The following is a 24,799-nucleotide window of genomic DNA, read 5'->3' on the forward strand; positions in this document are numbered from 1 at the left end:
AAAGTCATGAGCACGATGGCGATCGGTGGCGGCAAGCCCGCCGCCAAGAAGACCGTGCGGGATTCCATCAAGTTTCACTTGATGCTCGGGCTCGGGATCGTGCTGGTCCTGGTCGTCGGCCTCGGCGGCTGGGCGGCCACGGTGCAGATCTCGGGGGCGCTGATCGCACCGGGCCAGGTCGTGGTCGAATCCAACGTCAAGAAGGTGCAGCACCCGACCGGCGGCGTGGTCGGCGAGCTGCGCGCCCGCGACGGCGACGTGGTCAAGGCCGGCGACGTGGTGGTGCGGCTCGACGACACCGTCACCAAGGCGAACCTCGCCATCGTCACCAAGAATCTCGACGCCGCGCTGGCGCGCGCGGCACGGCTCCAGGCCGAGCAGCGCGGTATCGACAGGATCGATTTCCCGCAATCGCTGCTCGATCGCGGCAACGATTACGACGTCAAGACGCTGCTCTCCGCCGAAACCAAGCTGTTCGACGTCCGCGTCAACGGCCGTGCCGGCCAGAAGGCGCAGCTCCGCGAGCGCATCCAGCAGCTCAACGAGGAGATCGAGGGTCTCTCCGCGCAGGAGCGGGCCAAGGACAAGGAAATCTCGCTGGTGCAGCAGGAGCTCACCGGCGTGCGCGATCTCTACGAGAAGCATCTCGTGCAGATCTCGCGCCTGACCACGCTCGAGCGCGACAGCGCTCGCCTCAACGGCGAGCGGGCGCAGTACATCGCCTCGCGGGCGCAGGCCAAGGGCAAGATCACCGAGACCGAGCTTCAGATCATCCAGGTCGACAAGGACATGGTGAGCGAGGTCTCCAAGGATTTGCGCGAGACCAACGACAAGATCGGCGAGCTGATCGAGCGCAAGGTCGCCGCCGAGGACCAGCTCCGCCGCGTCGACATCCGCGCGCCGCAGGACGGCATGGTGCTGCAATCGACCGTGCACACCGTCGGCGGCGTCGTCACCGCCGGTGATGCGCTGATGCTGATCGTGCCGCAGGCCGACGATCTCCAGGTCGAGGCCAAGGTCAATCCGGTCGATATCGACAAGCTCCAGATCGGCCAGAAGACGCTGCTGCGCCTGTCCGCATTCAACCAGCGCACCACGCCCGAGCTCAACGGCGTCGTCAGCCGCGTCTCGCCCGACGTCACCACCGACCAGCGTACCGGCCAGAGCTACTACACCATCCGCGTCTCGCTGCCGGCCGAAGAGGTCGTCCGGCTCGGCGATTCCAAGCTGATCCCCGGCATGCCCGTGGAAGCCTTCGTCCAGACCGGCGACCGCACCATGCTGTCCTATCTGATGAAGCCGCTGCACGACCAGTTGATGCGGGCCTTCCGGGAGAAGTGACGCGCGGCGGCGCGTCACCCCCAACTCGTCATTGCGCTCGCAATGACGGCTTGGCTGCGTCTTGCTATAGTTCGACTCAAGCCCCACGAACCCGGCGTTCGAACCATGCAATCCCCGCCCTCCATCGCCACCGAATCCTTCTCCGACGCGTCCGCGGCCGTCGCACGGCTCGAAGAGATATACGAACGCAATACGAAATTCCTGCGCGACCGGTTCGAGGCCTATGTCGGCGGCGAAGCGATCACGACGCGGGCGCGGGCCTACTACCCCTTCGTCCGCCTCACCACCGCGACGTATGCGCGGCTGGATTCGCGTCTCTCCTACGGCTTCGTCGCCGGCCCCGGCGTGCACGAGACCAGCGTGACGCGACCGGATCTGTTCCGCAGCTATCTCACCGAGCAGATCGGCCTGTTGATCCAGAACCACGGCGTACCCGTCGAGATCGGCGAGTCGGCGGAGCCGATCCCGATCCACTTCGCCTATCGCCGCGACATCAACATCGAAGCCGCCATCACCACCGGCGAGAATTCCCTTGTGACGCGATCGCTGCGCGACGCGTTCGATGTGCCCGATCTCGCCACCATGGACGATTCGATTGCGGACGGCACCTTCGAGCTCCAGCCCGGCGCGCCGGAGCCGCTGTCCCTGTTTCGGGCCGCCCGGGTCGATTACTCGCTGCGCCGGCTCTATCACTACACCGGCACCGATCCCGAGCACTTCCAGAACTTCGTGATCTTCACCAACTACCAGTTCTATGTCGATGCCTTCGCGCAGCTCTGCCAGCAGCGGCTTCAGTCCGGCGAGGCCGGCCTCGACGCCTTCGTCGCGCCCGGCAACGTGATCACGCGGAGCGGGGGCGCGACGAGCGGGGACGCGCCGACACGCACGCCGCAGATGCCGGCCTTCCATCTGGTCGAGCCCGGCTATCGCGGCATCAGCCTGATCAACATCGGCACCGGCCCGTCCAATGCGCGCAACGTCACCGACCACGTCGCGGTGCTGCGCCCGCACGCCTGGCTGATGCTCGGCCATTGCGCGGGCCTGCGCAACACGCAGCGGCTCGGCGACTATGTCCTCGCCCATGGTTACGTGCGCGAGGACCACGTGCTCGACCGCGAGCTGCCGCTCTGGGTGCCGATCCCGGCGCTCGCCGAGATGCAGGTCGCGCTCGAGGAGGCGGTCGAGGACGTCACGGGCCTCGAAGGCTTCGAGCTCAAACGCCTGATGCGCACCGGCACGGTCGCGAGCGTCGACAACCGCAACTGGGAGATCTCAGGCCCTGAGATGATCCGCCGCCTGTCGCAATCGCGCGCGGTCGCACTCGACATGGAATCGGCCGCGATCGCCGCCAACGGCTATCGCTTCCGCGTCCCCTACGGCACGCTGCTCTGCGTGTCCGACAAGCCGCTGCACGGCGAGATCAAGCTCGCGGGCATGGCCAGCGAATTCTACCGCCGCCGCGTCGGCCAGCATCTCGAGATCGGCCTGAAGGCGCTGGAGCGGCTCAAACAGCAGGAGTCGGAGCGCCTGCATTCGCGAAAGCTGAGAAGCTTTGCCGAAGTGGCATTCCAGTAAAGGACAACAGAACTGTCGTACGAACGCTGACGTCTCCGTGAACACAGCACCTGGAATATCGCTGCCGAGGCAGGGTTATCAATTCGTCCGGGGCCGCTTGAAGCAGGACAGGAGACGGAGATGTTCACTGGGATGATCAGGCTCGTCACACTCGGCACATTTGCTGCAGCCCTGTTGAGCTCGCCGGCGCTCGCCGCGGGCGGGGGCGGCGGTGGTGGAGGCGGCGGCAGCATCAGTTCTACCGATCCCTACGCCGGCGCCTATTCGGATCAGAAGCCGCAGCCAACCTATCCGAAGCGGCCGGGCACCAAGGCGACCCAGAAGGGCAAGAAGCAAGGCAACCAGTCCAGCATAGGCGATCCCGCTTTCGCTGCCGGTTACCGCGTGGCCTATGACACCATCTACGAGCGTAACGACTATGCGACCGCGATCGCGCAGTTGAAGTCGCTCGGCCATGACGACCATCCGAACGTCGCCAACCTCATCGGCTACTCCTATCGCAAGCTCGGCGACTACGAGCAGTCGCAGGTCTGGTACGAACGCGCCTTGCGGGCAGATCCGAACCACGTGCAGACGTGGCAATATTACGGACTGTGGCAGCTCGAGCGGGGCAACCGCGAGCAGGCGCTCTATCACCTCGGCCGGATCGCATCCATCTGCGGGACGGATTGCGATGAGTACAGATCGCTGGCCGCGGCACTGGACAAGCCGTCCGGTACGGCGCTCGTCTACTGACGCCGGAGCGTGGCCGACTGACGGGAGCGCGCTGTTGAAGAGCGTCGTATGACGGCCATGCACTCTGGCGCGGGTGGTGACAACGCGTCAGATTTTCAGCATTGTCCCGTTCGGGGGCGCGAACGGGACAATTGGATGCCGCTGACGCGCGACAGGATTATCGGCCACGACCTCGAACGTCTGGCCTTTCGCTTCACCATGCTGAACGATGGCGAGGTCGTGCACTGCCAGATCTCCGACGCCGCGATGGACGAACTTGCAGGCATGCAGGGCACCGAGAGCAGCGCGCGGCAGGCGCAATTCCTGTCCCTGCGCGAGACCATCGAACGGATCGCATCGGACCTTTACGACGAAGCGCCGCGGTTCAAGGGGTATGTGGTGCGGATCTTCATGCGGCATTTAGGGCGGTAGGCACCGTGCCTCCCCAACGTCGTCCTGGCGAAGGCCAGGACCCATTACCACCATCGAATGTTGTTGGAAGAAGCTGCGGCCCCGCCGACCGCAACAATTTCCATTTGGGGTTATGGGTCCTGGCTTTCGCCTGGACGACACGAGATGTAAGACGGCGCCGCTCTCTCGTCCGCAAACGACGATGTGGCTATTCCGATAGCTTCCTCAGCAGCAGCTTCAGCGCCGTCGTCGCAAACACTTGCATATTCGCAAGCCGGTCATTGCCGCCCGTCTCCAGCGTGATCACTTCCGCCGCCGGCCCCGCGACCGCCATGCAGCTATGGCCGGCGGCGTCGCCGTAGCGGTTGCCGGTGGGGCCGGCGGCGCCGGTCTCGGACAGGCCCCAGTCGCAATTGAAGCGGCTGCGCATCTGCTCGGCCAACAGCTTTGCGTATGGCTCCGACGAGGAGCGGAAGCCCTTCATTCCTTCGTCCGAAATATCCATCAGCACGCGCCTGGCATCGCGGGTGTAGACCACCGCGCCACCGAGGAAATAGGCGGATGCACCGGGCACCGCGAGCAGGCCGGCCGAAATCAGGCCGCCGGTCGAGGATTCCGCGACCGCAATGGTCTGTTTGCGCGCGATCAGTTTCGCCGCAACCTGTTCAGCAATGCCGACGAGCTCTTTCATCCCTTTGACCTCTCATTCCCTCGCAACCGAGCTCAGCCTTCCTAGCATAAGCTGGCTGCCTTGGCCGAGTTGCGGGCGACGGTCAGGCCTGCTTGAATGGCGCACACAAGGCGGAGCGGCCAAGCCGACCGCGAGAAGACGTGACGAGGAAACGTGAAGGAGACGTGATGGCGTCCCTGATCGCCGGCGGGGTGGATTGCGACGTGCATCCGGCCGTGCCGCATCTGACCAGCCTGCTGCCGTACCTGAACGACTATTGGCGCGATCAGGTGACGACGCGCGGCATGATGGACCTCGTCTCGCAATCCTACCCGCAGAACTCGCCGATCGTGGCGCGCCCCGATTGGCGTCCCGAGAGCGGCAAGCCGGGCGCGAGCCTGGAAGACATGCAGCGCCATGTGCTCGATCCTTTTCAGGTCAGCCATGCCATCTGCAATCCGCTCTACGCCGTGCAGATGGTGTTTTCCGAGGACATGCAGGCCGCCTTCTGCCGTGCGCTGAACGACTGGCTGGTGAAGGAATGGCTCGATCGTGACAAGCGGCTGCGCGGCTCGATCGTGATCCCCACGCAAAGCGTCGAGAAGGCCGTCGCCGAGATCGAACGCTGCGCGCACGACCGCCGTTTCGTACAGGTGTTGATGCTGGTGATGGGCGACGTGCCGCTCGGCAAGCGCGCGCTGTGGCCGATCTACGAGGCCGCGGAGCGGCTGGACCTCGCGGTCGGCATTCATGCCGGTTCCGCCTATCACAATCCGCCGACCGCGGTGGGCTGGGGTTCCTATCACATCGAGGATTATGTCGGTCAGGCCCAGGCGTTCCAGACCCAGCTCACCAGCGTGATCGTCGAGGGCGTGTTCGCCAAATATCCGCGGCTGAAAATGGTGATGCTGGAGTCCGGCGTGTCCTGGATCTCCCCCTTTCTCTGGCGGCTTCACAAATTCTGGCGCGGGGTGCGGATGGAGACGCCCTGGGTCGATCGCGCGCCGCTGGAACTTGTGCGCAGCAACATCCGCTTCTCGTTACAGCCATTTGATGCGCCGCCGGAACCCGAGACATTAATTCGCCTGTTTGATCATATGCAGTCGGATGAATTGGTCCTATTCTCCACGGACTATCCACACTGGCAGTTCGACGGCCAGGACGCGCTCCCCCAGGGCCTCACCCCCGATCTCGTGCGCAAGATCATGATCGACAATCCGCATGCGACCTATCCCCGCCTGACTTAGCCGCTGCAAAAGGAGGCAAGGCGATGAATATTCAATTCCGCGAGAGCACCGAAGCCGCTTCCCCCCTGACGACCAAGACCGCGATCGCGGATTGTGACATCCATCCGGCCCGCGCGACCCGCACCGAGCTCTATCCCTATCTCGCCAAACGCTGGCAGCATCATCTCGAAGTCTATGGCGTGCACGCCTATCAGGGCATGATGGAAGGCCCGCCCTATCCGAAGGCCCAGCCCAACGCCTCGCGCCGCGACGCCTATCCGCCGGAAGGCGGGCCGCAGGGCTCCTCGCTCTCCTTCATGCAGAAGCAGCTGCTCGACCCCAACAACGTGCAGCTGGGCGTGCTCAATCCGCTCAATGCCGGGCAGGGCATCCGCAATCACGAGCTCTCGGCCGCTTTGTGCTCGGCGATCAACGACTGGCAGATCGACAAATGGACCAGCAAGGACAAACGGCTGAAAGCGTCCATCGTCGTCGGCAATGAGGACGGGCTGTCGGCGGCCGCCGAAATCCGCGAGCGCGCCGGCGACAAGAATTTCGTTCAGGTGCTGCTGCTCAGCCGCAACGTCGAGCCGCTCGGCCAGCGCCGCTACTGGCCGATCTATCAGGCCGCGGAAGAGGCCGGCCTTCCCGTCGGCGTCCACGCCTTCGGCTTCGGCGGCAACCCGATCACGCCGTCGGGCTGGCCTTCCTATTACATCGAGGAGATGGTGGGACATTCGCAGTGCCAGCAATCGGCGCTGGCCAGCCTCGTGCTTGAAGGCGTGTTCGAACGCTTCCCGAAGCTGAAGATGGTGATGATCGAGGCCGGCTTCGGCTGGGCGCCGTCGCTTGCGTGGCGATTGGACAAGGCCTGGCAGCGGCTCAGGAGCGAAGTGCCGCATGTGAAGCGTCCGCCGTCGGAATATATCCGCGAGCAGGTGTGGTGGACGACGCAGCCGATGGAGGATCCGGAGCGGCGCGAGGATCTGTTCGACGTCATCAAGTGGATCGGCTGGGACCGCCTGCTGTTCGCGACCGATTATCCGCACTGGGACTACGACGAACCGTCGCGCATCTTGCCGGCGGGCGTCAGCGATACCAACCGCGAGGCGTTTTATCTCGGCAATGCGCGCAAGCTGTACGGAATCAATTGATGGCGCGTCACGTGATTGCGCCGGTCGATGAGTTGCCACCCGGCACGCGAAAATTCCTGGAGATCGAGGGACGGCCGATCGCGGTCTTCAACATCAAGGGCGAATATTTCGGCCTGATGAACCGCTGCCCGCATCAGGGCGCGGCGCTGTGCGAGGGCCCGCTGATCGGGCTCGCGCAATCGAGCGACCCCGGCGAGATCGAATACACCAGGCTTGGCGAGATCATCCGCTGTCCCTGGCATGGCTGGGAGTTCGACATCCGCACCGGCCAGTCCTATTGCGACCCCCGCCGCTTCCGCGTGAAGGCCTATCCGGCCCATGTCGCGCCTGGCGCGAGCGTCGTGAAGGGGCCGTACGTCGCCGAGACGATCCCGGTGAAGGTCGAGAGCGACTACGTGGTGGTGGAGCTGTAGTCCCACTGTCATTCCGGGACAGCCCGCAGGGCTGAACCCGGAATCCATCGTGCGTCTGGAATGCTGGGAGAAATGGATTCCGGGCTCGCCTCTTCGAGGCGCCCCAGAATGACCGTCAACGCCCCGCAACCGGCTCCGCCACCGCATCATAGGTCGGCACCGCCTTGCCGCCGCCGCGATACACCGTCGAGGCCGCGATGATGCCGAGCAGGGCGGCGAACATCAGCCAGAAGCCGGGCGAGGCCTTGTCGCCGGTCCGCTCGATCAACCAGGTCGAGGCGAACGGCGTGAAGGTGCCGAACAGCGCGGCTGCGAGCGCGAAGGCGAGCGAGAAGCAGGTGGTGCGGACATGCGCCGGCACGATCTCGACGAGGGCGCCGAGCATGGTGCCGCTGTAGACGCCGAAATAGAACGAGAACATCATCTCGACCGCGAGCAGCTTGCCGAAGGTCGGCGCCGCCACCAGCCAGTGCAGCGCGGGGTAGGCGGTGACGAGCGACAGGCAGGCGATGGTGATCAGCACCGGCTTGCGGCCGATGCGGTCGGACAGCGCGCCGCCGACCGGATTCCAGAAGAAGTTGGTTACGGCGACCAGCAGCGTCACCAGCAGCGCGTCCTGCGTCGACAGCTTCAGCACGGTCTTGCCGAACGTCGGCGTGTACACGGTGACGAAGTAGAACGTCGTCGTGGTCAGGATCGCGATCATCATGCCGAGGATGACGATGCGCCAGTTGGCGAGCGCGGAGGCGAATACCTCGCTCGCCGTGGGATGCTTCTTCATGGCGAGGAAGGCCGGCGTTTCCTCGAGCGTGCGCCGCAGGAAGAAGATCAGGGGGATGATCAGGCAGCCGACGAAGAAGGGAATACGCCAGCCCCAGGCGGCCACCGTGTCGGCGGGCATCACCTCGGAGAGAAGATAGCCGAGGATCGAGGCCACGAAGATCGCGACCTGCTGGCTCGACGACTGGAACGAGGTGTAGAAGCCGCGGTTGCCGGGCGTCGAGATCTCGGCGAGATAGACCGACACGCCGCCGAGCTCGACGCCGGCGGAGAAGCCCTGCAGCAGGCGGCCGATCAGCACGATGACGGGCGCTGCGATGCCGATGGTCGCGTAGCTCGGGCAGAACGCGATCACGACCGTGCCGATGGCCATGATGCCGAGCGTGACGATCAGGCCCTGGCGGCGGCCGATGCGGTCGATGTAGGCCCCGAGCACGATCGCGCCGACGGGCCGCATCAGGGCGCCGAGCCAGAACACGCCGAACGTGTTGAGCAGCGAGGCCGTCTCGTTGGTGGAGGGGAAGAACGCCTTGCCGATGGCGGCGGCGTAGAAGCCGAACAGGAAGAAGTCGAACTGCTCGAGGAAATTGCCGGATGTGGCGCGCAGGATCGCGCCGATGCGCGACTTGATCTCGGGCGGATTGGTTGAGGTGGCTGGTCCAGCCATGACGTTACTCCCCTTCAAGTGTGGCCGGACCGGAACTCACTTCTCGGCAGGCGACAGGTTGTGCTGCTGCGACAATCTGTCCTACCCCTTCCCGCGCAGGGCGCGGCGAGTCAATCGGTTTTCCAGAGGAAGCTGATGATTTTTCAGGCTTTATTTTGCGTTGCAGCGACGATCCATTGACGGAACGCGGCGAGCTTTGGCGCCTCGCGGCGACCCTCCGGCGCGACCAGGTAGAAGCCCGCATCGGCCGGCAGCGCGATCTTGAAGGGGACGACGAGGCGGCCCTTGGCGATGTCGTCCTGCACGTAGGATGTCCGCCCCATCGCCACGCCGATGCCGTCGATCGCGGCCTGGATGGTCATGAAGATCATGTCGAAGGTGATGCCGGGCTGCTTGGCGATATCGGCCGGCAGGCCTGCCGCCGTCAGCCACAGCCGCCAGTCGTCGCTGTTGGCGTTGGAGGTGTGCAGCAGCGGATGATTTCGCAGATCCTCCGGACGCTGCAGCGGCTTGTCACCGCGCAGCAGTGACGGACTGCACACCGGAAACAGCTCGTCCGCCATCAGCCAGTCGGCACGCAGGCCCGGCCACTGGCCGCGGCCGTAGCGGATTGCGGCATCGACATCGTCGCGCTGGAAGTCGACGAGGCTGGTCGACGTGGTGATCCGCACGTCGATGCCGGGATGCTGCTCCTGGAAATCCGTCAGCCGCGGCAGCAGCCATTTTGCGGCAAGCGAGGCCAGCGTCGAGAGCGTCAGCACCTTGTCGTCGTCCCTGCGCAGCAGGCGGTCGGTGGCGAGGCGGAGGTCGTTGAAGGCGGCGCGGACGCCCGGCAGATAGTCGCGCGCTTCCGGCGTCAGCGCCAGCGCGCGGTTCTGCCGGATGAACAGGCGGATGCCGAGCTCCTCCTCCAATCGCCGGATCTGATGGCTGATCGCGGTCTGCGTCACGTTCAGCTCGCTCGCCGCCAGCGTGAAGCTGAGATGGCGCGCGGCCGCCTCGAACGCCCGCAATCCGTTCAGGGAGGGCAATCTGGCAGTCATCTGGCAGCAGGATACATGACGTTATTTCATGCGAAGAGGTACAAATTGTCGTTTGTCGCAGTGCGATCGAGCGCAGATATTAGCGGCCAAGTTAGCTCCAGGAGCTGAAAATGTCTACCTTGACCCAGAATTCGATGACAAATCATCATGCGCCCGGCCTGATCCAGCAGATCGGCGAGACGCTTCATGTCTGGCACGAGCGCTACCGGACCCGCCGCGAGCTGACCAAATGGACCGCCCGCGACCTCCACGACGTCGGCCTGTCCTGGTCCGACATCGCCTATGAGGCCGACAAACCCTTCTGGCGGGCCTGATTGGCCGCCAGGCCGGCGCCGCCTGATTACAGGGGCGCCGGCGGTCCCTCTTTCTCAGGGCATGTGTCATGAGCACTCTTCGCCTGGAAGATCTGAAGCAATATTCGGACGCCCTGCGCACCCGGCAGGGCGAGGCGATCAACGTTCGCTTCGTCGAGCCGCGCGACACCGAGGAGCTTCAGCACTATTTCCGTTCGCTCTCGACCCGCTCCCGCTACAACCGCTTCTTCGGCGCGATCAGCGAATTGCCGAAGGGCCTGCTACACGACTTCCTCCAGGTGGGCGAGCGCGAGCGCTTCACCGTGGTCGCGACCAAGATGGTCGACGGCTTCGAGACCATCGTCGCCGAGGCGCGCTACGCGCTGCATGCCGAAACCGCGACGCTCGAGTTCGGCCTGTCGGTCGACGATCGCTGGCAGGGCCACGGCATCGCCACTGCGCTCATGAAAAATCTTGAGTGCCGCGCCGCGGCGCTCGGCGCCGAGCACATGTTCGGCGATACGCTGCGCTCCAACGAGACCATGATCTCGCTCGCCCGCAAATCCGGATTTGCCTTCGTCAATCACCCCGATGACTGGAAGCTGGTGCGCTTCGACAAGGAGATCGCGGTCGCACCGAAGGACATTCCCTGCGCGAGCTGGCGTCTCGCCGCCCTTTCCCGTCAGGCCGACAGCCCCTCAGCCTCGGCCTGACACCACTGCAAGCCCGGCCCGGGTCAACCTGAGCCGGGCATTTTTTTGCCTTAAGCAGTCGTCGTCGCGTAGATATTCCCAAGCCGTCATTCCGGGGCGCGTAGCGCGAACCCGAAATCCATTTCACCGCGTGTCTCGCGGCCCAATGGATTCCGGGCTCGATGCTGCGCATCGCCCCGGAATGACGGCTCGTTGCACCATCCAGGTTCGATTCCTGACTGTGAAGGGCCTGTTACTTCCCCGTGAACACCGCCTTGCGCTTCTCGATGAAGGCCTGCACCGCTTCCTTGTGATCGGCGGTCGCGGTGAGGCGGATCAGTCGTTCGGCCTCGTGGTCGCGGGCGGTCTCGAAATCGAACTGGATGGCTTCGTCGAGATTGTCCTTCATGTAGCGCAGCGCGAGGCGCGGGCCTTCGGCGAGCGACTTTGCCAGCGCGAAGGCTTCGGCTTGTAGCTTGTCGTCAGGCACGACGCGGTTGACGAGGCCGATGGCCTCACAACGCGCGGCATCGACCCTGTCGCCGGTGAACATCAGCTCGCGCGCCCGGGCGGTGCCGACGAGGCGGGTGAGCAGCCAGGCGATGCCGTAATCGCCACTGAGTGCGATGCGGGCATAGCCGGTGGCGACGAAGGCGGATTGCGCGGCGATGCGGATGTCGCAGGCCATGGCGATCGCAAGCCCTGCGCCGACCGCGGGACCGGGGAGCGCGGCGATCGTCGGCTTGCGCACCGAGACCAGCGCGCCGGTGAGCAGCCGCTGCCGCTCCTGGAGATCGGCGACCCGATCTTCCAGCGACATCTCCAGCTTCTTCGGATCGCGATGCGCGCCCATGCCCTTGACGTTGCCGCCGGCGCAGAACGCTTCGCCCGCGCCGGTGATCAGCAGCGCGCCGACATCGGGGCTCTCGCCGCAGGTGCGGATCATCGTCCGCAGCGCCGGCGTCAGGCTGTCCGACAGCGAATTGCGCGCCTCCGGCCGGTTCAGCGTGATCACTGCGACGCGGTCGCGGATGACGCAGAGGAGTTCGCTGGTGCCCGTATCGACGGTGGTTTCGGTGGTCATGTCGCTTCCCGTTCATTGTTGTCATTCCGGGGCGATGCGAAGCATCGAACCCGGAATCTCGAGATTCTCAGGTGCGCAAATGCGCACCATAGTTCGGCTCTTCGAGCCGCCCCGGAAAGACAAACTCAACTAAAACTTCTCCACCCACGGCCGCAGCTCCAGCTCCCAGCTCCAGGCGCTGCGCGGCTGCTGCAGCACGTTCCAGTAGCTCTGTGCGATCGCATCAGGATCGAGCATGGAGTCCGGCTTGTCTTCCGGCTCCGTCCGCGCCGCGCTCCTGATGCCGCCATCGATCACGAAATGCGCGACATGGATGCCTTGCGGCGACAGCTCGCGCGCCAGGCTCTGGGCGAGCCCGCGCAGCGCGAACTTGCCCATCGCGAAGGAAGCGGACTGCGCATAGCCCTTGACGCTGGCCGAGGCGCCGGTGAACAGGATCGCGCCGTGCTTGTTCGGCAGCATGCGCTTGGCCGCCTGCTGCGCCACCAGGAAGCCGCCATAGGCGCTGACCGCGATGGCCTGCGCGACATCGGCCGGAACGAGATCGACGAACGGCCCGCGCGTGCGGCCGCTGGCATTGTAGACGACGAGGTCGGGCGTGCCGATCTCGCGCTCGACGAGGCCGAACAGGCGCTCGACCTCATCCGGCTCGGTGGCGTTGCAGGCATAGGCTTTGGCACCGGTCTCGGTGCAGAGCGCGCCCAGCTTCTCGATCTTCCGCGCGGCAAGCGCCACGCGAATGCCTTGTGTGGACAGCAGCCGCGCCAGCGAGGCGCTCAAGCCTTCGCCGGCGCCGACGATGAGCGCGATCTTGTATTTCGGATGTTCCATGGCGTGATCTCTCAGAGACGGGAAGCCGCTGATCTATGCATCCGCCACCCGGACAACCAGCCGGGGTGCAGGCCCGGTCGGTCATAATTCCGCAGAGCGAATTGCTCCTTCACGGCGATCATGCCTCCCTGACAATTTGCGGCTTTATCCGCATCCGCGGCTGGAGCATGATCGACATCATCCAAAGCGGCAAGCGCTAAGAATTGCCGTCGGGCGGAAACGAAGAGGACGATCATGCACAAGCCGGTCACAGCGCAGCCGAAAAATGCCGCGGCCGCACCATCCGGCCTGCTGGCGCCCGATACGTCAGGCATGAATTTCTACCGCGCCGATCAGGCGCTGACGGATCTCTTGCGCATCCATCTGCCGGAGACGCTGTTCCGTCACATCGAGCCGCATCTCGATCGCCTCGGCGAGCTCGCCGGCGGAACCCTCGACGAATGTGCGCGGCTGGCCGACCGCCACACGCCGGTGCTGCACCAGCGCGACAAGTTCGGCCGCGACGTGCAGTGGATCGAATACCACCCGGCCTATCGCGAACTGGAGAAAGCCGCGTTCGGCGAGTTCGGCATCCACGCGCTGTCGATCCGCAAGGGCATCATGGGCTGGCCGGACAAATATCCTGTAGTGGCAAAGCACGCCTTCACCTTCCTGTTCAATCAGACCGAATTCGGTATGGGCTGTCCGATCAACGTCACCGACGGCTGCGCAAAACTCCTGGCGAATTTCGGCAGCGAGGCGCTGAAGGCGAAATATCTCGATGGTCTCACCCAGACCGACATGACCAAGCTGACCCAGGGCGGCCAGTTCATGACCGAGAAGGAGGGCGGCTCCGACGTCGGCACGCTCACGACGCGCGCCGTGCAGGAGGGCGATCATTGGCGCCTGTACGGCGAAAAATGGTTCTGCTCGAACGCCGATGCGAAAGTCGTGATGCTGCTGGCGCGCCCCGAAGGCGCCGGCCCCGGCACCCGCGGCGTCGGCCTGTTCCTGATGCTGCGCTTCCTCGACGACGGCTCGCAGAACCACTACCGGATCGTGCGTCTGAAGGACAAGCTCGGCACGCGCTCGATGGCCTCGGGCGAGATCAAGCTCGAAGGCGCGATCGCCTACGCGGTCGGCAAGCTCGACCGCGGCTTCGTGCAGATGGCCGAGATGGTGAACTCGTCGCGGCTCTCCAACGGCGTGAAATCCACCGCGCTGATGCGCCGCGCCTACCATGACGCCATGACGGTCGCGAAGAACCGCGTGGTGTTCGGCAGCCGCATCATCGACCTGCCGCTCGGCCGGCGGCAGATGCTGAAGATCATGCTGCCGGTCGAGCAGGCGCTGTCGATGAGCTTCCTCACGGCGGACGCGCTCGACCGCGCCGAGGCCGGCAGCCAGGACGCGGCGGCGCTGCTGCGCATCCTCACCCCGACATTGAAATTCCGCGCCACGCGCGATGCACGAAAAGTCTGCGGCGATGCGCTCGAGATGCGCGGCGGCATCGGCTATATCGAGGAATTCGCCACCGCACGGCTGCTGCGCGACGCCCATCTCGGCTCGGTCTGGGAAGGCACCGGCAATATCGTCGCGATCGATGCGCTGAGGCGCGCGGTCGGTCGCCATGGCGCGGAATCCGCGCTGGCCGCGGATCTGCACGCCCGGCTCGATGACAGCGCCTCGGTGCCGCAGGCCTGGCGCGACCGTTTGCACACGCTCACCGATCGCGCGGTCGGCTTCGCGCGCGAGGTTGCGGGCAAGGCCGAGAACGAGGCCGACGCGCGCCGCGCGACGAGCCTGCTCTATCATGTCGCCAGCGCCGTCGCGCTCGCCTGGGAAGCGCATCGCATCCACGCCATGCGCGGCGATGCACGCCGGCTGCTGCTGTCGCGCCTCGTGATCGATCACCGGGTCGCGCCAAGCGATCCGTTCCGGCTGACGGAAAATGCCACGCAAGCGAAGATCGCCGCGCTGCTGCTCGGCGAGCGCGATGCCGGCATGGGCGAGGTTGGCGAACTGGTTCTGGCAGCGTAGGCTGCGCCCGCGTTCAAAGCAAAAAAAACGACAGGGAGTGCTCGATGAAGGCCGCCGTCCTCTATGAAGTCAACAAGCCTCTGGTCATCGAGGATGTCAGCCTGCCGAAGCCCGGCCCGCGCGAGGTCCTGATCCGCACATCGGTCGCCGGCCTCTGCCACTCCGACCTGCACTTCATGGAAGGGCTGTATCCGCATCCGCTGCCCGCGGTGCTCGGGCATGAATCCGCCGGCGTGGTCGAGCAGGTCGGCTCCGACGTCACCTATGTGAAGCCGGGCGATCACGTCGTCACCTGCCTGTCCGTGTTCTGCGGCACCTGCGACAACTGCACCACGGGCCGCACCGTGCTCTGCACCGACACCACGGTGAAGCTGCTGCCGGGCGTCTCCGACCGCATGCAATGGTCTCGCTCCGAAAAGCTGCACCAGTTCCTCAACCTCTCGTCCTTTGCCGAGCAGATGCTGGTGCACGAGAACGCGATCGTCAAAATCAGGAAGGAGATGCCGCTTGATCTCGCCGCGCTGATCGGGTGCGGCGTCATCACCGGCTATGGCGCAGTGGTGAATACGGCGAAGGTGACGGCCGGCGAGACCGTCGCGGTGATCGGCTGCGGCGGCGTCGGCATGGCCGCGATCAACGGCGCGCAGATTGCCGGCGCCGGCCGCATCATTGCCATCGACACCAATCCCGCAAAACTCCAGCTCGCGACCAAGCTGGGTGCGACCGATATCATCAACCCCGCCGACGGCGACGTGGTGAAGCAGGTCCGCGATCTCACCAATGGCGGCGTGCATCACTCCTTCGAGGTGCTCGGCCGCAAGGAGACCGCCGAGCAGGCCTTCGCCATGCTCGCCTCCGGCGGCACCGCCACCATCGTCGGCATGATCCCGTTCGGCCAGAAGATCGAGCTGCACGGCTTCGACTTCCTGCGCGAACGCAAGATCCAGGGCTCGTCCATGGGCTCCAACCATTTCCGCGTCGACATGCCGCGCCTGGTCGACTTCTATCTGCGAGGGCGGCTGCACCTGGAGGACTGGATCTCCGCCAAGCTGAAGCTGTCGGAGATCAACGAGGGCTTTGCCAACATGAAGGCCGGCAAGACGCTGCGGAGCGTGATCGTATTTGATAGTTGATCCACATTGATGGTGTCATCGCCCGCGAAGGCGGGCGATCCAGTACTCCGCAGCGGGAGTTGTGTGAGCCAACTGTCGCCGCGGAGTACTGGATGCCCCGGTCAAGCCGGGGCATGACAGCGGAGTGTGAGGATGGTTTGCCCGCCTCACCGCGACACGTGCGCCGACACCGCGAGCCATCTGCCGTTCTTCTTCGCCCAGCAATCGGTGTAGCGGCCCGTCGCCTGCTGACCGTCCGCCGTGGTGTAGCTTGTCGCTGCGTGGATGATGGCGAAGTCGCCCATGATGCGGATGATGACGTCGTGCTCCCTGAGGTTCCGGATCGCGATCGGCCGCGCCGTCTGTTCCAGGAAAGCGGCGCGGTCGACCAATGTCTTGTCGGGATTCGAGCAATAGAACTCCGGCGCCAGGATCTGGTCGAACCGCTTGACGTCGCAGTTCTGCACGGAGGCAACGTAGTCGCGGTTGAGCGCGGTGAGCTCTTCCATGTCCTGGCTCATGACGTTCTCTCCCCGGTGGTCGTTGACGACAGGACTAATCATAGAACAATGGCGGCGGTGTGAAGCCGCCGAACTCGCGCTCGATCAGTTCGGCGAGCCTCAAGGGGGTGCGGTCCTCCAGGAAGGGGCCGACGATCTGGACGCCGACGGGCAAGCCGTCTTTCGACAGGCCGAGCGGAACGGCCGTCGCCGGCAGGCCCGGAAGCGTCGCGACGCCCGGCCAGGCGAGCTGGTCGGAATAAGGGTAGTCCTTGCCGTCGATGCTGATGCGTCGCAGGCTCTGCTCCGGCGAATGATCGTGCGGAAAGGCCGGCGTCGGCATGATCGGGCAGATCACCGCGTCGAAGCTCTTGAACAGCGCGCGCCATTGCGCCCGCAGGCCGGCGCGGCTACCTGCGTCGAGCACCCAGGCGCGGTGGCTTGCAATCGTGCCGCGCAGCCGCTCCGCTTCGAGGCTTCGGTCCTCCGGCGACAACTGGCTCGCCCGAGCCTGCGAATCCGCCAGCTCGTCGGGCAGGAAGAACGCGCCGAGGAAGCCCAGCAGCATGCGCATGTAAAGCCGCGACGTGTCCGCGAAGTCCGGAAGCAGCGGGCTCTCGCGCGCGACCGTCACGCCGGCCTTCGCAAGATCGGTGGCGAGCTTGTCGATCGCGTCGCGCACGTCCCGGTCAGTCGGCAGCAGCGGATGGCTCTCGATCACCAGGACACGAAAATCGCGCAGCGACTGATGCCGCGCAACAGGCAGATCGAGTTTGTAGGCGACGCCGGCATCGAGCGGATCCGGTCCGGCCATGACGTCGAGCAGCAAGGAGAGATCCGCAGCGGTGCGCGCCATCGGACCGATGACGGCGAGGTCGCCTTCGCGCGGAATGGCCGGAAACGGCGGCGGAGTCTCGCCGCGCGCTGCGCAGAGATTGATGGTCGGCTTGTGAGCGAAGATGCCGCAATGAAATGCCGGCACACGCAGGGAGCCGCCGATGTCGGAGCCGGTGGCGAGCGCGCAATAGCCTGCGGCGAGGGCTGCCGAAGATCCCCCGGATGATCCACCCGGCGTGCGGCCGAGATCATAGGGGTTGTTCGTGGTGCCGTAGATGTCGTTGTAGCTCTGCCAGTCGCTGAGACCGACCGGCACGTTGGTCTTGCCGAGGATCACACCGCCGGCCTGCTTGATGCGTGCGACCGGCAGCGCGTCTTCGACAGGCTTGAAATCCTTCTGCGGGACGAAGCCCCAGGTCGTCGGCAGGCCGGCGATGTTAAAGGATTCCTTGATCGTCAGGGGCAGGCCGAGCAGCGGCTTGCGCTCGCCGCGGACCAATGCAGCGTCCGCCTCGCGCGCGGCGCCGAGCGCCCGATCGAAATCCCGCACGCAGATCGCGTTGATCTTGCCGTCATGACGCTCGATACGGCCAATCGCGTCCCGCGTGAGCTCGACCGCCGAGACCTTCTTCGCGCTCAATGCGGCCGACAGCTCGACTGCGCTCTTGAAACTCCATTCCGATTTGGCCACGGCGCTTCTCCCGCTCTGGTTGTCTGCGGATGATGAGCAGTTTAGCCGAACGCTGCAACCGCTGTTTGATCGCGATTGATATGTGGATGAGGCTCGTCGGGCAGTGCCAAAAAGTCGGTGTCATCGCCCGCTTTCGCGGGCGATGACACCGAGATTGCGGCTACTACGCCGCTCCGATCAATATCCCCACCGCCAGCACGATGGCGCCGCCGAGCACGATCTGGAAAACGGCCTGGAGGAACGGCGTGTCCATGTAGCGCGAGCGGATGAAGGCGATTGCCCATAGCTCGAAGAACACGACGACTCCGGCGATCGCCGTCGCGATCCAGAACGCGTTGGCCCAGCTGTCGGGCACCAGATAGGGCGCGGTGTGGCCGAGCCCGCCGAGCGTCGTCATCAAGCCGCAGGTGAGACCGCGCAGCCATGGCGAGCCGCGCCCCGTGAGCGATCCGTCGTCGGACAGCGCTTCCGCAAATCCCATGCTGATGCCAGCGCCGATCGAGGCGGCGAGGCCGACAAGAAACGTCTGCCAGTTCTGGTGGGTGGCGAACGCGGCGGCAAACAGCGGTGCCAGCGTCGAGACCGATCCGTCCATCAGGCCGGCAAGGCCCGGCTGCACATATTGCAGCACGAACATGCGGCGGTTGGTGCGATCTTCCTCCGCGCGCACATCCGGGCTCAGGATCTGGTCCGAGAGCTTTGCGGCCATCTCTTCGTGGCCTTTCTCGGCTTCGGCGAGATCGCCGAGCAAACGGCGCACGCCGACATCCTGCGCCTGTTCGGCGGCCTTCACGTAAAAGCGCTCGGCCTGCAGTTCCATGGTCTCGACTTCCCTGCGGATGGTGTCGAGCGACAGGTTCTTGGTGAGCCAGACCGGGCGGCGACGCAGGAAGCCCTTGACGTCCTCGCGGCGGATGGGAGGCAGGTGCGGACCGAACCGCTGCTCGTACGTCTCCAGCAGCATGTGGCGATGTCCGCGCTCTTCCTCGGCCATCTGTTCGAAGATCTTGGCTGAGTCCGGGTAACGCTCTCTCAGATCTTCGGCGAAGGTCATGTAGATGCGGCTGTCCTCCTCCTCGGAGGAGATCGCGACCGCAAGCACCTCGCGCTCGGTCAGATCGGCAAAATTCTTCACGACGGCCCTGTCCCACTAGTTTAGAATGATTCTAAATTATATAGGCCGCCGTGGTTCCTGGGTCAAATCAGCCGGCGCGGGACTTAGTCAGGAAGTCTTGGCCAGGAAGTCGAGCAGCAACCGGCTCACCTCGGCCGGCTGCTCCTGCTGCACCCAATGGCCGGCGCCGTCGACGAGATGGCAGCCGAGCATCATGGTGCACGCGCTTTTCTGCATCGCCTCGAACACGCCTGGGCGCTGATAGGTGCCCCAATCCTGCCTGCCGGAGATGAAGCAGGAGGGCACGTCGATGCTGCGGCCGGAGAACAGCTGCATCTCGTCGTTGAGCATGCCCGACGTACCGTAGCGATACCATTGCAGCCCGCCCTGAAATCCGGTGCGGCCGTATTCGGCGCTGTAATAGGCGAGGTCGCTGTCCGGCAGCCATTGGTTCGCGGCGATCGCGGCGCGCGAGGGCATCTCCTTCGCGACCGTCTCGGCCATGGTCTCGCCGGCGTCCATCACGTAGTAGGTTGGCAGCTTCGCCAGTTCGTCTGCCGACCACGCCTTGAGCGGATACGGTTTGTTGTCGGTCCAGTCTGCGCTCTTGTGATGATAATAGGCGCGCAGGAAATCGTGCACGCCCTGCGGCGCGTGCTGCATGTCCGCGTTGGCTTCGCGTGTCGCGTAGTACCATTGATAGTGCTTGCGCGGACGCGGCAGCGCGGCAAGCTCGCGATAAACGGGGTCTTCGACCGCAGGCTTTGCGGGACCATCAACTGTGTTGAATGGTAGCGGCGGCGCTCCGCCGAATGGCGCGCTCATCAGCGTCACCGAACGAAACACGTCGGGCCGGATCAGCGCACACCATGCCGCGACTGGGCTGCCGAAATCATGCCCGGCGAGATCGACCTGCTTGTAACCGAAGGCCGACACCAGGGAGAGCGCATCGCGCACAAGGTTGAGGAGCGAGAACGGCGCGAGATCGCCATCGTAGTCGGCAGTCCATCCCGTGGTGCGCCCGTAGCCGCGCTGGTCGGGGGCGATCACGTGATAACCGGCGGCGGCGAGCGCCGGCATCACCTTGCGCCAGGAGAAGGCCAGCTCGGGAAAGCCGTGCAGCAACAGGATGCAGGAGCGGCCCTTTGACTCGAAGCCGGCCTCCAGCACATGCATGCGCAAGCCGTTGATGCCGTCGACATAACGCGCGCGGATTCCGGCGGGCAGGGGGATGTCGGGGAGTGCTGTCATTGCTTTCTCCACACGGGTGGAATCGTAGGGTGGGCAAAGCGGAGCGTGCCCACCATAAGGAGTGGTGGGCACGGCGCGCGAAGCGCTCGCCTTTGCCCACCCTACGGCATCTCGCTAAACCGCCGCACACACGAACGCGTTGCCCTTGCGCCGGATCTTGCCCACCGACGGCGAAGGGAAGTGCGCCGTGCAGCACAGCGTCTCGGTGTCGCAATAGCGCTCCAGGAAGCTGCGGCGCGTCGTAGCCGCCTTCGCCGGGTCGACGTCGAACTTGATCGACAGCTCCGGATAGAGCGTCTGCAGCGGCGAATGCATGAGATCGCCGGAGAACACCGCGTCGTCCTTGCCGCGGCCCACCGTGATTGCGATATGGCCCGGTGTGTGACCGGGCGTCGGCAGGATGCGGACGTGGTCGCCGATCTGATGGTCGTTGCCGACGAACTCGTGGCGCTTGGCCTCGACCACCGGCAGCACGCTGTCCACGAAAGGCGGGATCTCCGTCTTCGCGTTCTGAGCCGACCAATGGTCGAACTCCTGCTTGGCGAAGACGTAGCGCGCCTTGGGGAAGGTCGGCACCCAGCGGCCGTTTTCGAGCCGTGTGTTCCAGCCGACGTGGTCGACGTGCAGATGCGTGCACATCACGAAGTCGATGTCGCCAGGCGAGAATCCGGCGGCGCCAAGTGCACCCAAGTACGTGTCGTCGGTCTTCATGTTCCATTTCGGCCGATTGGGGCGCGGCTTGTCGTTGCCGATGCAGCTGTCGATCAAAATGGTGTGGTGCGGCGTCTTCACCACATAGGACTGGAAGCACAAGAGCAGCACATCGTTGTCGTCGAGTGCCTTGGCCTGCCGCATCCATGCCCGGTTCTCGGTCAGCACCTCGGGTGTCAGTCCCGGCAGCATCTCCAGCGCCGGGACGAACGAGGTTTCCTGCTCGATGACGCGATGGATGGTGAGATCGCCGACCGAGTATTTCAGGCTCATGGACACTCCTAGCGGGTTACGCCGCTGGCGGCACCGAGATCTTCACGGAAGGCCGCTCCAGCATCTTCTGGTGGAAGGCGTCGAGCTTCGGATAGGCCTTGCGCCAGCCGCAATCGGCGAAGCGGAAATCGGCATAGCCGAGCACGCAGACGAGGCCGATCTGCGAGATGTCGAACGGTCCGTTCAGCACCTCGGGCATGTTCTCGAAGCGCGCCATGCCGGTCCAGGCCCTGTTCCAGTGGTCGTCCGACCACGCCTGCCATTGCAGGCCCTGCGGCCGCACCATTCTCTCGTAGCGGCACAGCAGCATGGAATCGAGCATGCCGTTGATCAGGGAGTGATTGGTCTTGGCCTTCCATCGCCGCGGACCGTAATCCGGGATCAGGCTGCCGCCGGCCATCTCGTTGAGATATTCGACGATGACGTAGGAATCGAGGATGACGTCGCCGTCATTGGTGATCAGCACCGGCAGCTTCTTCAGCGGCGTGATGCGCGAATAGTCCTCATTGGCTTGCCCCGGGGCGACGGTTGCCGGCGTGAACTCGATCTTGTCGATCAGCCCAAGCTCGATCGCGGCGATGCGCACCTTGCGGGCGAAGGGCGAGGCGGCGGAGAAGGTGAGCTTCATTTTGGATCCTTGTTGTCATTCCGGGGCGATGCGAAGCATCGAACCCGGAATCTCGAGATTCCGGGTCTGGCGCTCTCGCGCCATCCCGGAATGACGAAGGAGGTGATTGCCGCTTACGCTGCCACGATCTCCTGCCGCTGCTCGCCGAGACCCTCGATGCCCAGCGTCACGACGTCGCCGACATTGAGGAAGGTCGGCGGCTTCATGCCGAGGCCGACGCCGGGCGGGGTGCCCGTGGTGATGATGTCGCCCGGCAGCAGCGTCATGAACTGCGAGACATAGGAGATGCACTTGGCCATGGAGAAGATCATGGTCTTGGTCGAGCCGGTCTGGCGGCGCTGGCCGTTGACGTCGAGCCACATCGACAGGTTCTGCACGTCCTTGATCTCGTCCTTGGTGGCCAGCCACGGGCCGACCGGACCGAAGGTGTCGTGCGACTTGCCCTTGGTCCACTGGCCGAGGCGCTCGGTCTGGAAGTTGCGCTCGGAGACGTCGTTGCAGACGCAATAGCCGGCGACGTAGTTCAGCGCGTCGGCTTCGGAGACGTACTTGGCGCGGGTGCCGATGATGGCGGCGATCTCGACCTCCCAGTCGAGCTTGGTCGAGCCGCGCGGCTTCTCGACCGCGTCGTTCGGGCCGGACAGCGAGGTGTTCGCCTTCATGAAGATGATCGGCTCGGTCGGGATCGCGGCTCCCGTTTCCTTGGCGTGGTCGCTGTAGTTGAGGCCGATGGCGACGAATTTCGAGATGCCGGTGACGGGTGCGCCGAACCGCGGCTTGCCGGAAACGGCGGGCAGCGAGGCGGGGTCGAGCGCGGCGAGCTTCTTCAGGCTTTCCGGCGAATAGGCCTCGCCGGTCAGGTCCTTCACATGCGCCGACAGGTCGCGCAACTGGCCGGATTTGTCGATCAGGCCGGGCTTTTCCGCACCCTTTTCGCCGTAACGAACAAGCTTCATTCTCGTTTCTCCCTGGAGATGGACCGATCGGTTAAATAGCTTCATGGAACAGGGCGGCGGGAAATTCAACCGCTCAAAACGGGGCGCATTGCAGCCCCTCCTTTGTAGGGTGGGCAAAGGTGCGGAGCGCCGTGCCCACCAATTCTTTTCCTTGCCCGGGAGGGTGGACACGCCGCGCTGTGCCCACCCTACGATTGCGTCTCATCCCAGCGCCACGAACCTGAACGCGTCCCCATCCCGCCTGATGTGTCCGGCCGAATAATGCCCGCCGATCACCAGCGTCGGGGTGTCGGCAAGGCGCGAGAACACCTTGTGCCGCGTTGCCGCCGATTGGGCGGGATCGGTATCGATGACCGAGCACCAGTCGAGATGCGACATCTGGCAGGGATGATGGGCAACGTCGCCGGTGAGCAGCCCCTGCTCACCGCCGGACTCGATCAGGACGCTCATGTGACCGGGGCTGTGGCCGGGGGTCGGGATCACGCTGATCTCCTCGCAGAGCCGGTGATCGCTTGGGATCAGCTCGACCTGGCCGGCATCGACGACCGGCTTCACGGAATCGTTGAACACCGCGACCTTGTCCGGCTCGGCCGTATAATCGCGCCAATACTCGTATTCGGTCTCGCCGAACAGGTAGCGCGCCTTCGGGAAGGTCGGCACCCATTTGCCGTCGACCAGTTTTGTATTCCAGCCGACATGGTCGACATGAAGATGTGTGCACAGCACGGTGTCGATGCTGTCAGGGGGAAAGCCCGCCGCCGCCATGGTCTCCAGAAACGGCGTGCTGCGGTTGTTCCAGACGGGGACGCCGCGGCCCTGCTTGTCGTTGCCGAGACCGGTGTCGACCACGATGCGGCGCGTCGGCGTCTCGACCACCAGCGAGTGGATCGACATTTTCAGTCGGCCCTCTTCGGTGGCGAAATGCGGGATCAGCCAGGGCAGCTTCCGGATTTCATCGTTGGTCGCGGCCGGCAGGATGAAGCGGGTCGAGCCGACTGTCTCCATCTCGACGAGTTTCGTGATCTTGACCTTGCCCACCTTCCACGACATCCGGCGCATCCCCATGTTCTTGCTTTGCGCCTCGCTGTCATTCCGGGGCGATGCGCAAGCATCGAACCCGGAATCTCGAGATCGTTGCGTGAGAGTCCGGGTTCGCGACGACGTCCCGCGCCGGAATGACGAGAGAGAACGCTTTGGCGCCGAAACATGCGGGTTTCCGCCATGAAGCGCAATGGATCATCTGGTGGCGCGCCGCGTTATCGCTGGAACCCAGGAAAAACCAGAGAAGAGCGAGAGGGGAAGACGATGCCAGAGCTTGCAATTTCCGCCGAGAAGGTCGCTTTCATCATCGAGAAGGCCCGCGAATTCGACGTCAAGGAAGCAGCATCCGATCCGGACTCGGGCTCGAACCCCTCCGACGATGACGGGATCGACGTTCTGGAGGACACGGCGTCCGATCCGGTCGCAAGCGAGTTGACCGGCTTCATCGGGGCGCTGAACGAGGACGAGCAGCTCGACCTCGTGACGCTGATGTGGATTGGCCGCGGCGACGGCTCCGTCGACGAGTGGGACGATCTGCGCGCCCGCGCCGCCGAGGCCCGCGCCGAGTACAAGGCGCCCCGGCGCGAAGCTGTGCAATATCTGCTGGGCGAGCCGATGCTGGGCGATCTGTTGGCCGACGGTCTCGACGAACTCGGCATCGACTGGACCGATGAGCGCCTCACTGCCGATTCCTCCGGTCCCAGCGAACGGGACGAGGATGAGCCGACGAAACGGCGATGAGTAGCCGGGCTCGCAGTGAGCCGGAAATGAT

General features: G+C 64.7%; 25 protein-coding genes. 12 read left to right on the top strand and 13 right to left on the bottom strand.

The window, feature by feature from the left end; genetic code table 11:
- The first annotated feature begins 6 nt into the window (after positions 1–6).
- From AB5K84_RS06045 to AB5K84_RS06060, 4 genes are all read left to right on the top strand, one after another.
- On the top strand, positions 7–1,341 hold the full coding sequence (locus AB5K84_RS06045; protein WP_028173732.1) for an HlyD family type I secretion periplasmic adaptor subunit: 1,335 nt from the start codon (positions 7–9) through the stop codon (positions 1,339–1,341).
- 105 nt (positions 1,342–1,446) lie between these two features.
- Entirely contained in the window at positions 1,447–2,916 is a 1,470-nt protein-coding gene (locus AB5K84_RS06050) for an AMP nucleosidase (protein WP_038966123.1), read from the top strand.
- A 120-nt stretch (positions 2,917–3,036) separates the two neighbouring features.
- Positions 3,037–3,651: a tetratricopeptide repeat protein gene (locus AB5K84_RS06055; protein WP_011090635.1), complete on the top strand. Its 615-nt coding sequence runs from the start codon at positions 3,037–3,039 to the stop codon at positions 3,649–3,651.
- A gap of 135 nt (positions 3,652–3,786) precedes the next feature.
- Entirely contained in the window at positions 3,787–4,062 is a 276-nt protein-coding gene (locus tag AB5K84_RS06060) for a DUF1488 family protein (protein WP_028173735.1), read from the top strand.
- A 187-nt stretch (positions 4,063–4,249) separates the two neighbouring features.
- Here AB5K84_RS06060 and AB5K84_RS06065 read toward each other — a convergent pair whose 3' ends face one another.
- The gene (locus tag AB5K84_RS06065) at positions 4,250–4,732 is read right to left on the bottom strand and encodes a CinA family protein (RefSeq protein WP_011090633.1); all 483 of its coding nucleotides are present in this window, start codon (positions 4,730–4,732) and stop codon (positions 4,250–4,252) included.
- A 167-nt stretch (positions 4,733–4,899) separates the two neighbouring features.
- Between AB5K84_RS06065 and AB5K84_RS06070 the strand changes: the two genes are divergently transcribed.
- The 3 genes from AB5K84_RS06070 to AB5K84_RS06080 are packed head-to-tail and all read left to right on the top strand — an operon-like array spanning position 4,900 to position 7,504.
- Positions 4,900–5,958, top strand: a complete 1,059-nt coding sequence (locus tag AB5K84_RS06070; protein WP_038966124.1) for an amidohydrolase family protein — start codon at positions 4,900–4,902, stop codon at positions 5,956–5,958.
- Positions 5,959–5,981: 23 nt separating this feature from the next.
- Positions 5,982–7,091, top strand: coding sequence for an amidohydrolase family protein (locus AB5K84_RS06075; protein WP_011090631.1), 1,110 nt, complete (start codon positions 5,982–5,984; stop codon positions 7,089–7,091).
- The gene (locus AB5K84_RS06080; protein WP_011090630.1) at positions 7,091–7,504 is read left to right on the top strand and encodes a Rieske (2Fe-2S) protein; all 414 of its coding nucleotides are present in this window, start codon (positions 7,091–7,093) and stop codon (positions 7,502–7,504) included. Before AB5K84_RS06075 ends, AB5K84_RS06080 begins: the two co-directional genes overlap by 1 nt.
- A 115-nt stretch (positions 7,505–7,619) precedes the next feature.
- Here AB5K84_RS06080 and AB5K84_RS06085 read toward each other — a convergent pair whose 3' ends face one another.
- Both AB5K84_RS06085 and AB5K84_RS06090 read right to left on the bottom strand, forming a co-directional pair.
- Positions 7,620–8,951: an MFS transporter gene (locus tag AB5K84_RS06085; RefSeq protein WP_011090629.1), complete on the bottom strand. Its 1,332-nt coding sequence runs from the start codon at positions 8,949–8,951 to the stop codon at positions 7,620–7,622.
- Between the two features lie 143 nt (positions 8,952–9,094).
- Positions 9,095–9,994: a transcriptional regulator GcvA gene (locus AB5K84_RS06090; protein WP_011090628.1), complete on the bottom strand. Its 900-nt coding sequence runs from the start codon at positions 9,992–9,994 to the stop codon at positions 9,095–9,097.
- A gap of 110 nt (positions 9,995–10,104) precedes the next feature.
- Between AB5K84_RS06090 and AB5K84_RS06095 the strand changes: the two genes are divergently transcribed.
- The gene (locus AB5K84_RS06095; RefSeq protein ID WP_011090627.1) at positions 10,105–10,308 is read left to right on the top strand and encodes a DUF1127 domain-containing protein; all 204 of its coding nucleotides are present in this window, start codon (positions 10,105–10,107) and stop codon (positions 10,306–10,308) included.
- Positions 10,309–10,376: 68 nt separating this feature from the next.
- The gene (locus AB5K84_RS06100; protein ID WP_011090626.1) at positions 10,377–11,000 is read left to right on the top strand and encodes a GNAT family N-acetyltransferase; all 624 of its coding nucleotides are present in this window, start codon (positions 10,377–10,379) and stop codon (positions 10,998–11,000) included.
- A gap of 232 nt (positions 11,001–11,232) precedes the next feature.
- Here AB5K84_RS06100 and AB5K84_RS06105 read toward each other — a convergent pair whose 3' ends face one another.
- Together AB5K84_RS06105 and AB5K84_RS06110 are read right to left on the bottom strand one after the other, a co-directional pair.
- On the bottom strand, positions 11,233–12,063 hold the full coding sequence (locus AB5K84_RS06105) for an enoyl-CoA hydratase (protein WP_011090625.1): 831 nt from the start codon (positions 12,061–12,063) through the stop codon (positions 11,233–11,235).
- Between the two features lie 129 nt (positions 12,064–12,192).
- The gene (locus tag AB5K84_RS06110) at positions 12,193–12,894 is read right to left on the bottom strand and encodes an SDR family oxidoreductase (RefSeq protein WP_011090624.1); all 702 of its coding nucleotides are present in this window, start codon (positions 12,892–12,894) and stop codon (positions 12,193–12,195) included.
- Positions 12,895–13,128: 234 nt separating this feature from the next.
- On the opposite strand from AB5K84_RS06110, the gene AB5K84_RS06115 reads away from it, so the two are divergent.
- Both AB5K84_RS06115 and AB5K84_RS06120 read left to right on the top strand, forming a co-directional pair.
- On the top strand, positions 13,129–14,913 hold the full coding sequence (locus AB5K84_RS06115; RefSeq protein WP_011090623.1) for an acyl-CoA dehydrogenase family protein: 1,785 nt from the start codon (positions 13,129–13,131) through the stop codon (positions 14,911–14,913).
- A 44-nt stretch (positions 14,914–14,957) separates the two neighbouring features.
- Positions 14,958–16,046: a Zn-dependent alcohol dehydrogenase gene (locus AB5K84_RS06120; RefSeq protein ID WP_011090622.1), complete on the top strand. Its 1,089-nt coding sequence runs from the start codon at positions 14,958–14,960 to the stop codon at positions 16,044–16,046.
- Between the two features lie 146 nt (positions 16,047–16,192).
- Here the strand turns inward: AB5K84_RS06120 and AB5K84_RS06125 are convergent, their stop codons facing one another.
- From AB5K84_RS06125 to AB5K84_RS06160, 8 genes are all read right to left on the bottom strand, one after another.
- The gene (locus tag AB5K84_RS06125; protein WP_038966125.1) at positions 16,193–16,546 is read right to left on the bottom strand and encodes a nuclear transport factor 2 family protein; all 354 of its coding nucleotides are present in this window, start codon (positions 16,544–16,546) and stop codon (positions 16,193–16,195) included.
- Positions 16,547–16,580: 34 nt separating this feature from the next.
- The gene (locus tag AB5K84_RS06130) at positions 16,581–18,053 is read right to left on the bottom strand and encodes an amidase (RefSeq protein WP_011090620.1); all 1,473 of its coding nucleotides are present in this window, start codon (positions 18,051–18,053) and stop codon (positions 16,581–16,583) included.
- Between the two features lie 163 nt (positions 18,054–18,216).
- The gene (gene mbfA / locus AB5K84_RS06135; RefSeq protein ID WP_011090619.1) at positions 18,217–19,188 is read right to left on the bottom strand and encodes an iron exporter MbfA; all 972 of its coding nucleotides are present in this window, start codon (positions 19,186–19,188) and stop codon (positions 18,217–18,219) included.
- Positions 19,189–19,275: 87 nt separating this feature from the next.
- Positions 19,276–20,418, bottom strand: coding sequence for an alpha/beta fold hydrolase (locus AB5K84_RS06140; RefSeq protein ID WP_441232379.1), 1,143 nt, complete (start codon positions 20,416–20,418; stop codon positions 19,276–19,278).
- Between the two features lie 114 nt (positions 20,419–20,532).
- On the bottom strand, positions 20,533–21,402 hold the full coding sequence (locus AB5K84_RS06145; RefSeq protein WP_063921650.1) for an MBL fold metallo-hydrolase: 870 nt from the start codon (positions 21,400–21,402) through the stop codon (positions 20,533–20,535).
- 16 nt (positions 21,403–21,418) lie between these two features.
- A complete protein-coding gene (locus tag AB5K84_RS06150; protein WP_011090616.1) occupies positions 21,419–22,030 on the bottom strand; it encodes a glutathione S-transferase family protein in 612 nt (203 codons plus the stop codon).
- A gap of 113 nt (positions 22,031–22,143) precedes the next feature.
- The gene (locus AB5K84_RS06155; protein WP_011090615.1) at positions 22,144–22,986 is read right to left on the bottom strand and encodes a fumarylacetoacetate hydrolase family protein; all 843 of its coding nucleotides are present in this window, start codon (positions 22,984–22,986) and stop codon (positions 22,144–22,146) included.
- 201 nt (positions 22,987–23,187) lie between these two features.
- A complete protein-coding gene (locus AB5K84_RS06160) occupies positions 23,188–24,036 on the bottom strand; it encodes an MBL fold metallo-hydrolase (protein ID WP_038966131.1) in 849 nt (282 codons plus the stop codon).
- Positions 24,037–24,291: 255 nt separating this feature from the next.
- On the opposite strand from AB5K84_RS06160, the gene AB5K84_RS06165 reads away from it, so the two are divergent.
- Positions 24,292–24,768, top strand: a complete 477-nt coding sequence (locus AB5K84_RS06165) for a DUF3775 domain-containing protein (RefSeq protein ID WP_028173751.1) — start codon at positions 24,292–24,294, stop codon at positions 24,766–24,768.
- Positions 24,769–24,799: the final 31 nt, after the last annotated feature.

The sequence above is a fragment of the Bradyrhizobium sp. 1200_D9_N1_1 genome (genome assembly GCF_052075915.1).
Taxonomy (GTDB): Bacteria; Pseudomonadota; Alphaproteobacteria; order Rhizobiales; family Xanthobacteraceae; genus Bradyrhizobium; species Bradyrhizobium diazoefficiens.

Bases quoted from the DNA above. Each gene is read 5' to 3' on its own strand.
- AB5K84_RS06045 (WP_028173732.1), top strand. From the start codon at position 7: ATGAGCACGATGGCGATCGGTGGCGGCAAGCCCGCCGCCAAGAAGACC.
- AB5K84_RS06050 (WP_038966123.1), top strand. From the start codon at position 1,447: ATGCAATCCCCGCCCTCCATCGCCACCGAATCCTTCTCCGACGCGTCC.
- AB5K84_RS06055 (WP_011090635.1), top strand. From the start codon at position 3,037: ATGTTCACTGGGATGATCAGGCTCGTCACACTCGGCACATTTGCTGCA.
- AB5K84_RS06060 (WP_028173735.1), top strand. From the start codon at position 3,787: ATGCCGCTGACGCGCGACAGGATTATCGGCCACGACCTCGAACGTCTG.
- AB5K84_RS06065 (WP_011090633.1), bottom strand. From the start codon at position 4,732: ATGAAAGAGCTCGTCGGCATTGCTGAACAGGTTGCGGCGAAACTGATC.
- AB5K84_RS06070 (WP_038966124.1), top strand. From the start codon at position 4,900: ATGGCGTCCCTGATCGCCGGCGGGGTGGATTGCGACGTGCATCCGGCC.
- AB5K84_RS06075 (WP_011090631.1), top strand. From the start codon at position 5,982: ATGAATATTCAATTCCGCGAGAGCACCGAAGCCGCTTCCCCCCTGACG.
- AB5K84_RS06080 (WP_011090630.1), top strand. From the start codon at position 7,091: ATGGCGCGTCACGTGATTGCGCCGGTCGATGAGTTGCCACCCGGCACG.
- AB5K84_RS06085 (WP_011090629.1), bottom strand. From the start codon at position 8,951: ATGGCTGGACCAGCCACCTCAACCAATCCGCCCGAGATCAAGTCGCGC.
- AB5K84_RS06090 (WP_011090628.1), bottom strand. From the start codon at position 9,994: ATGACTGCCAGATTGCCCTCCCTGAACGGATTGCGGGCGTTCGAGGCG.
- AB5K84_RS06095 (WP_011090627.1), top strand. From the start codon at position 10,105: ATGTCTACCTTGACCCAGAATTCGATGACAAATCATCATGCGCCCGGC.
- AB5K84_RS06100 (WP_011090626.1), top strand. From the start codon at position 10,377: ATGAGCACTCTTCGCCTGGAAGATCTGAAGCAATATTCGGACGCCCTG.
- AB5K84_RS06105 (WP_011090625.1), bottom strand. From the start codon at position 12,063: ATGACCACCGAAACCACCGTCGATACGGGCACCAGCGAACTCCTCTGC.
- AB5K84_RS06110 (WP_011090624.1), bottom strand. From the start codon at position 12,894: ATGGAACATCCGAAATACAAGATCGCGCTCATCGTCGGCGCCGGCGAA.
- AB5K84_RS06115 (WP_011090623.1), top strand. From the start codon at position 13,129: ATGCACAAGCCGGTCACAGCGCAGCCGAAAAATGCCGCGGCCGCACCA.
- AB5K84_RS06120 (WP_011090622.1), top strand. From the start codon at position 14,958: ATGAAGGCCGCCGTCCTCTATGAAGTCAACAAGCCTCTGGTCATCGAG.
- AB5K84_RS06125 (WP_038966125.1), bottom strand. From the start codon at position 16,546: ATGAGCCAGGACATGGAAGAGCTCACCGCGCTCAACCGCGACTACGTT.
- AB5K84_RS06140 (WP_441232379.1), bottom strand. From the start codon at position 20,418: ATGACAGCACTCCCCGACATCCCCCTGCCCGCCGGAATCCGCGCGCGT.
- AB5K84_RS06145 (WP_063921650.1), bottom strand. From the start codon at position 21,402: ATGAGCCTGAAATACTCGGTCGGCGATCTCACCATCCATCGCGTCATC.
- AB5K84_RS06150 (WP_011090616.1), bottom strand. From the start codon at position 22,030: ATGAAGCTCACCTTCTCCGCCGCCTCGCCCTTCGCCCGCAAGGTGCGC.
- AB5K84_RS06155 (WP_011090615.1), bottom strand. From the start codon at position 22,986: ATGAAGCTTGTTCGTTACGGCGAAAAGGGTGCGGAAAAGCCCGGCCTG.
- AB5K84_RS06160 (WP_038966131.1), bottom strand. From the start codon at position 24,036: ATGTCGTGGAAGGTGGGCAAGGTCAAGATCACGAAACTCGTCGAGATG.
- AB5K84_RS06165 (WP_028173751.1), top strand. From the start codon at position 24,292: ATGCCAGAGCTTGCAATTTCCGCCGAGAAGGTCGCTTTCATCATCGAG.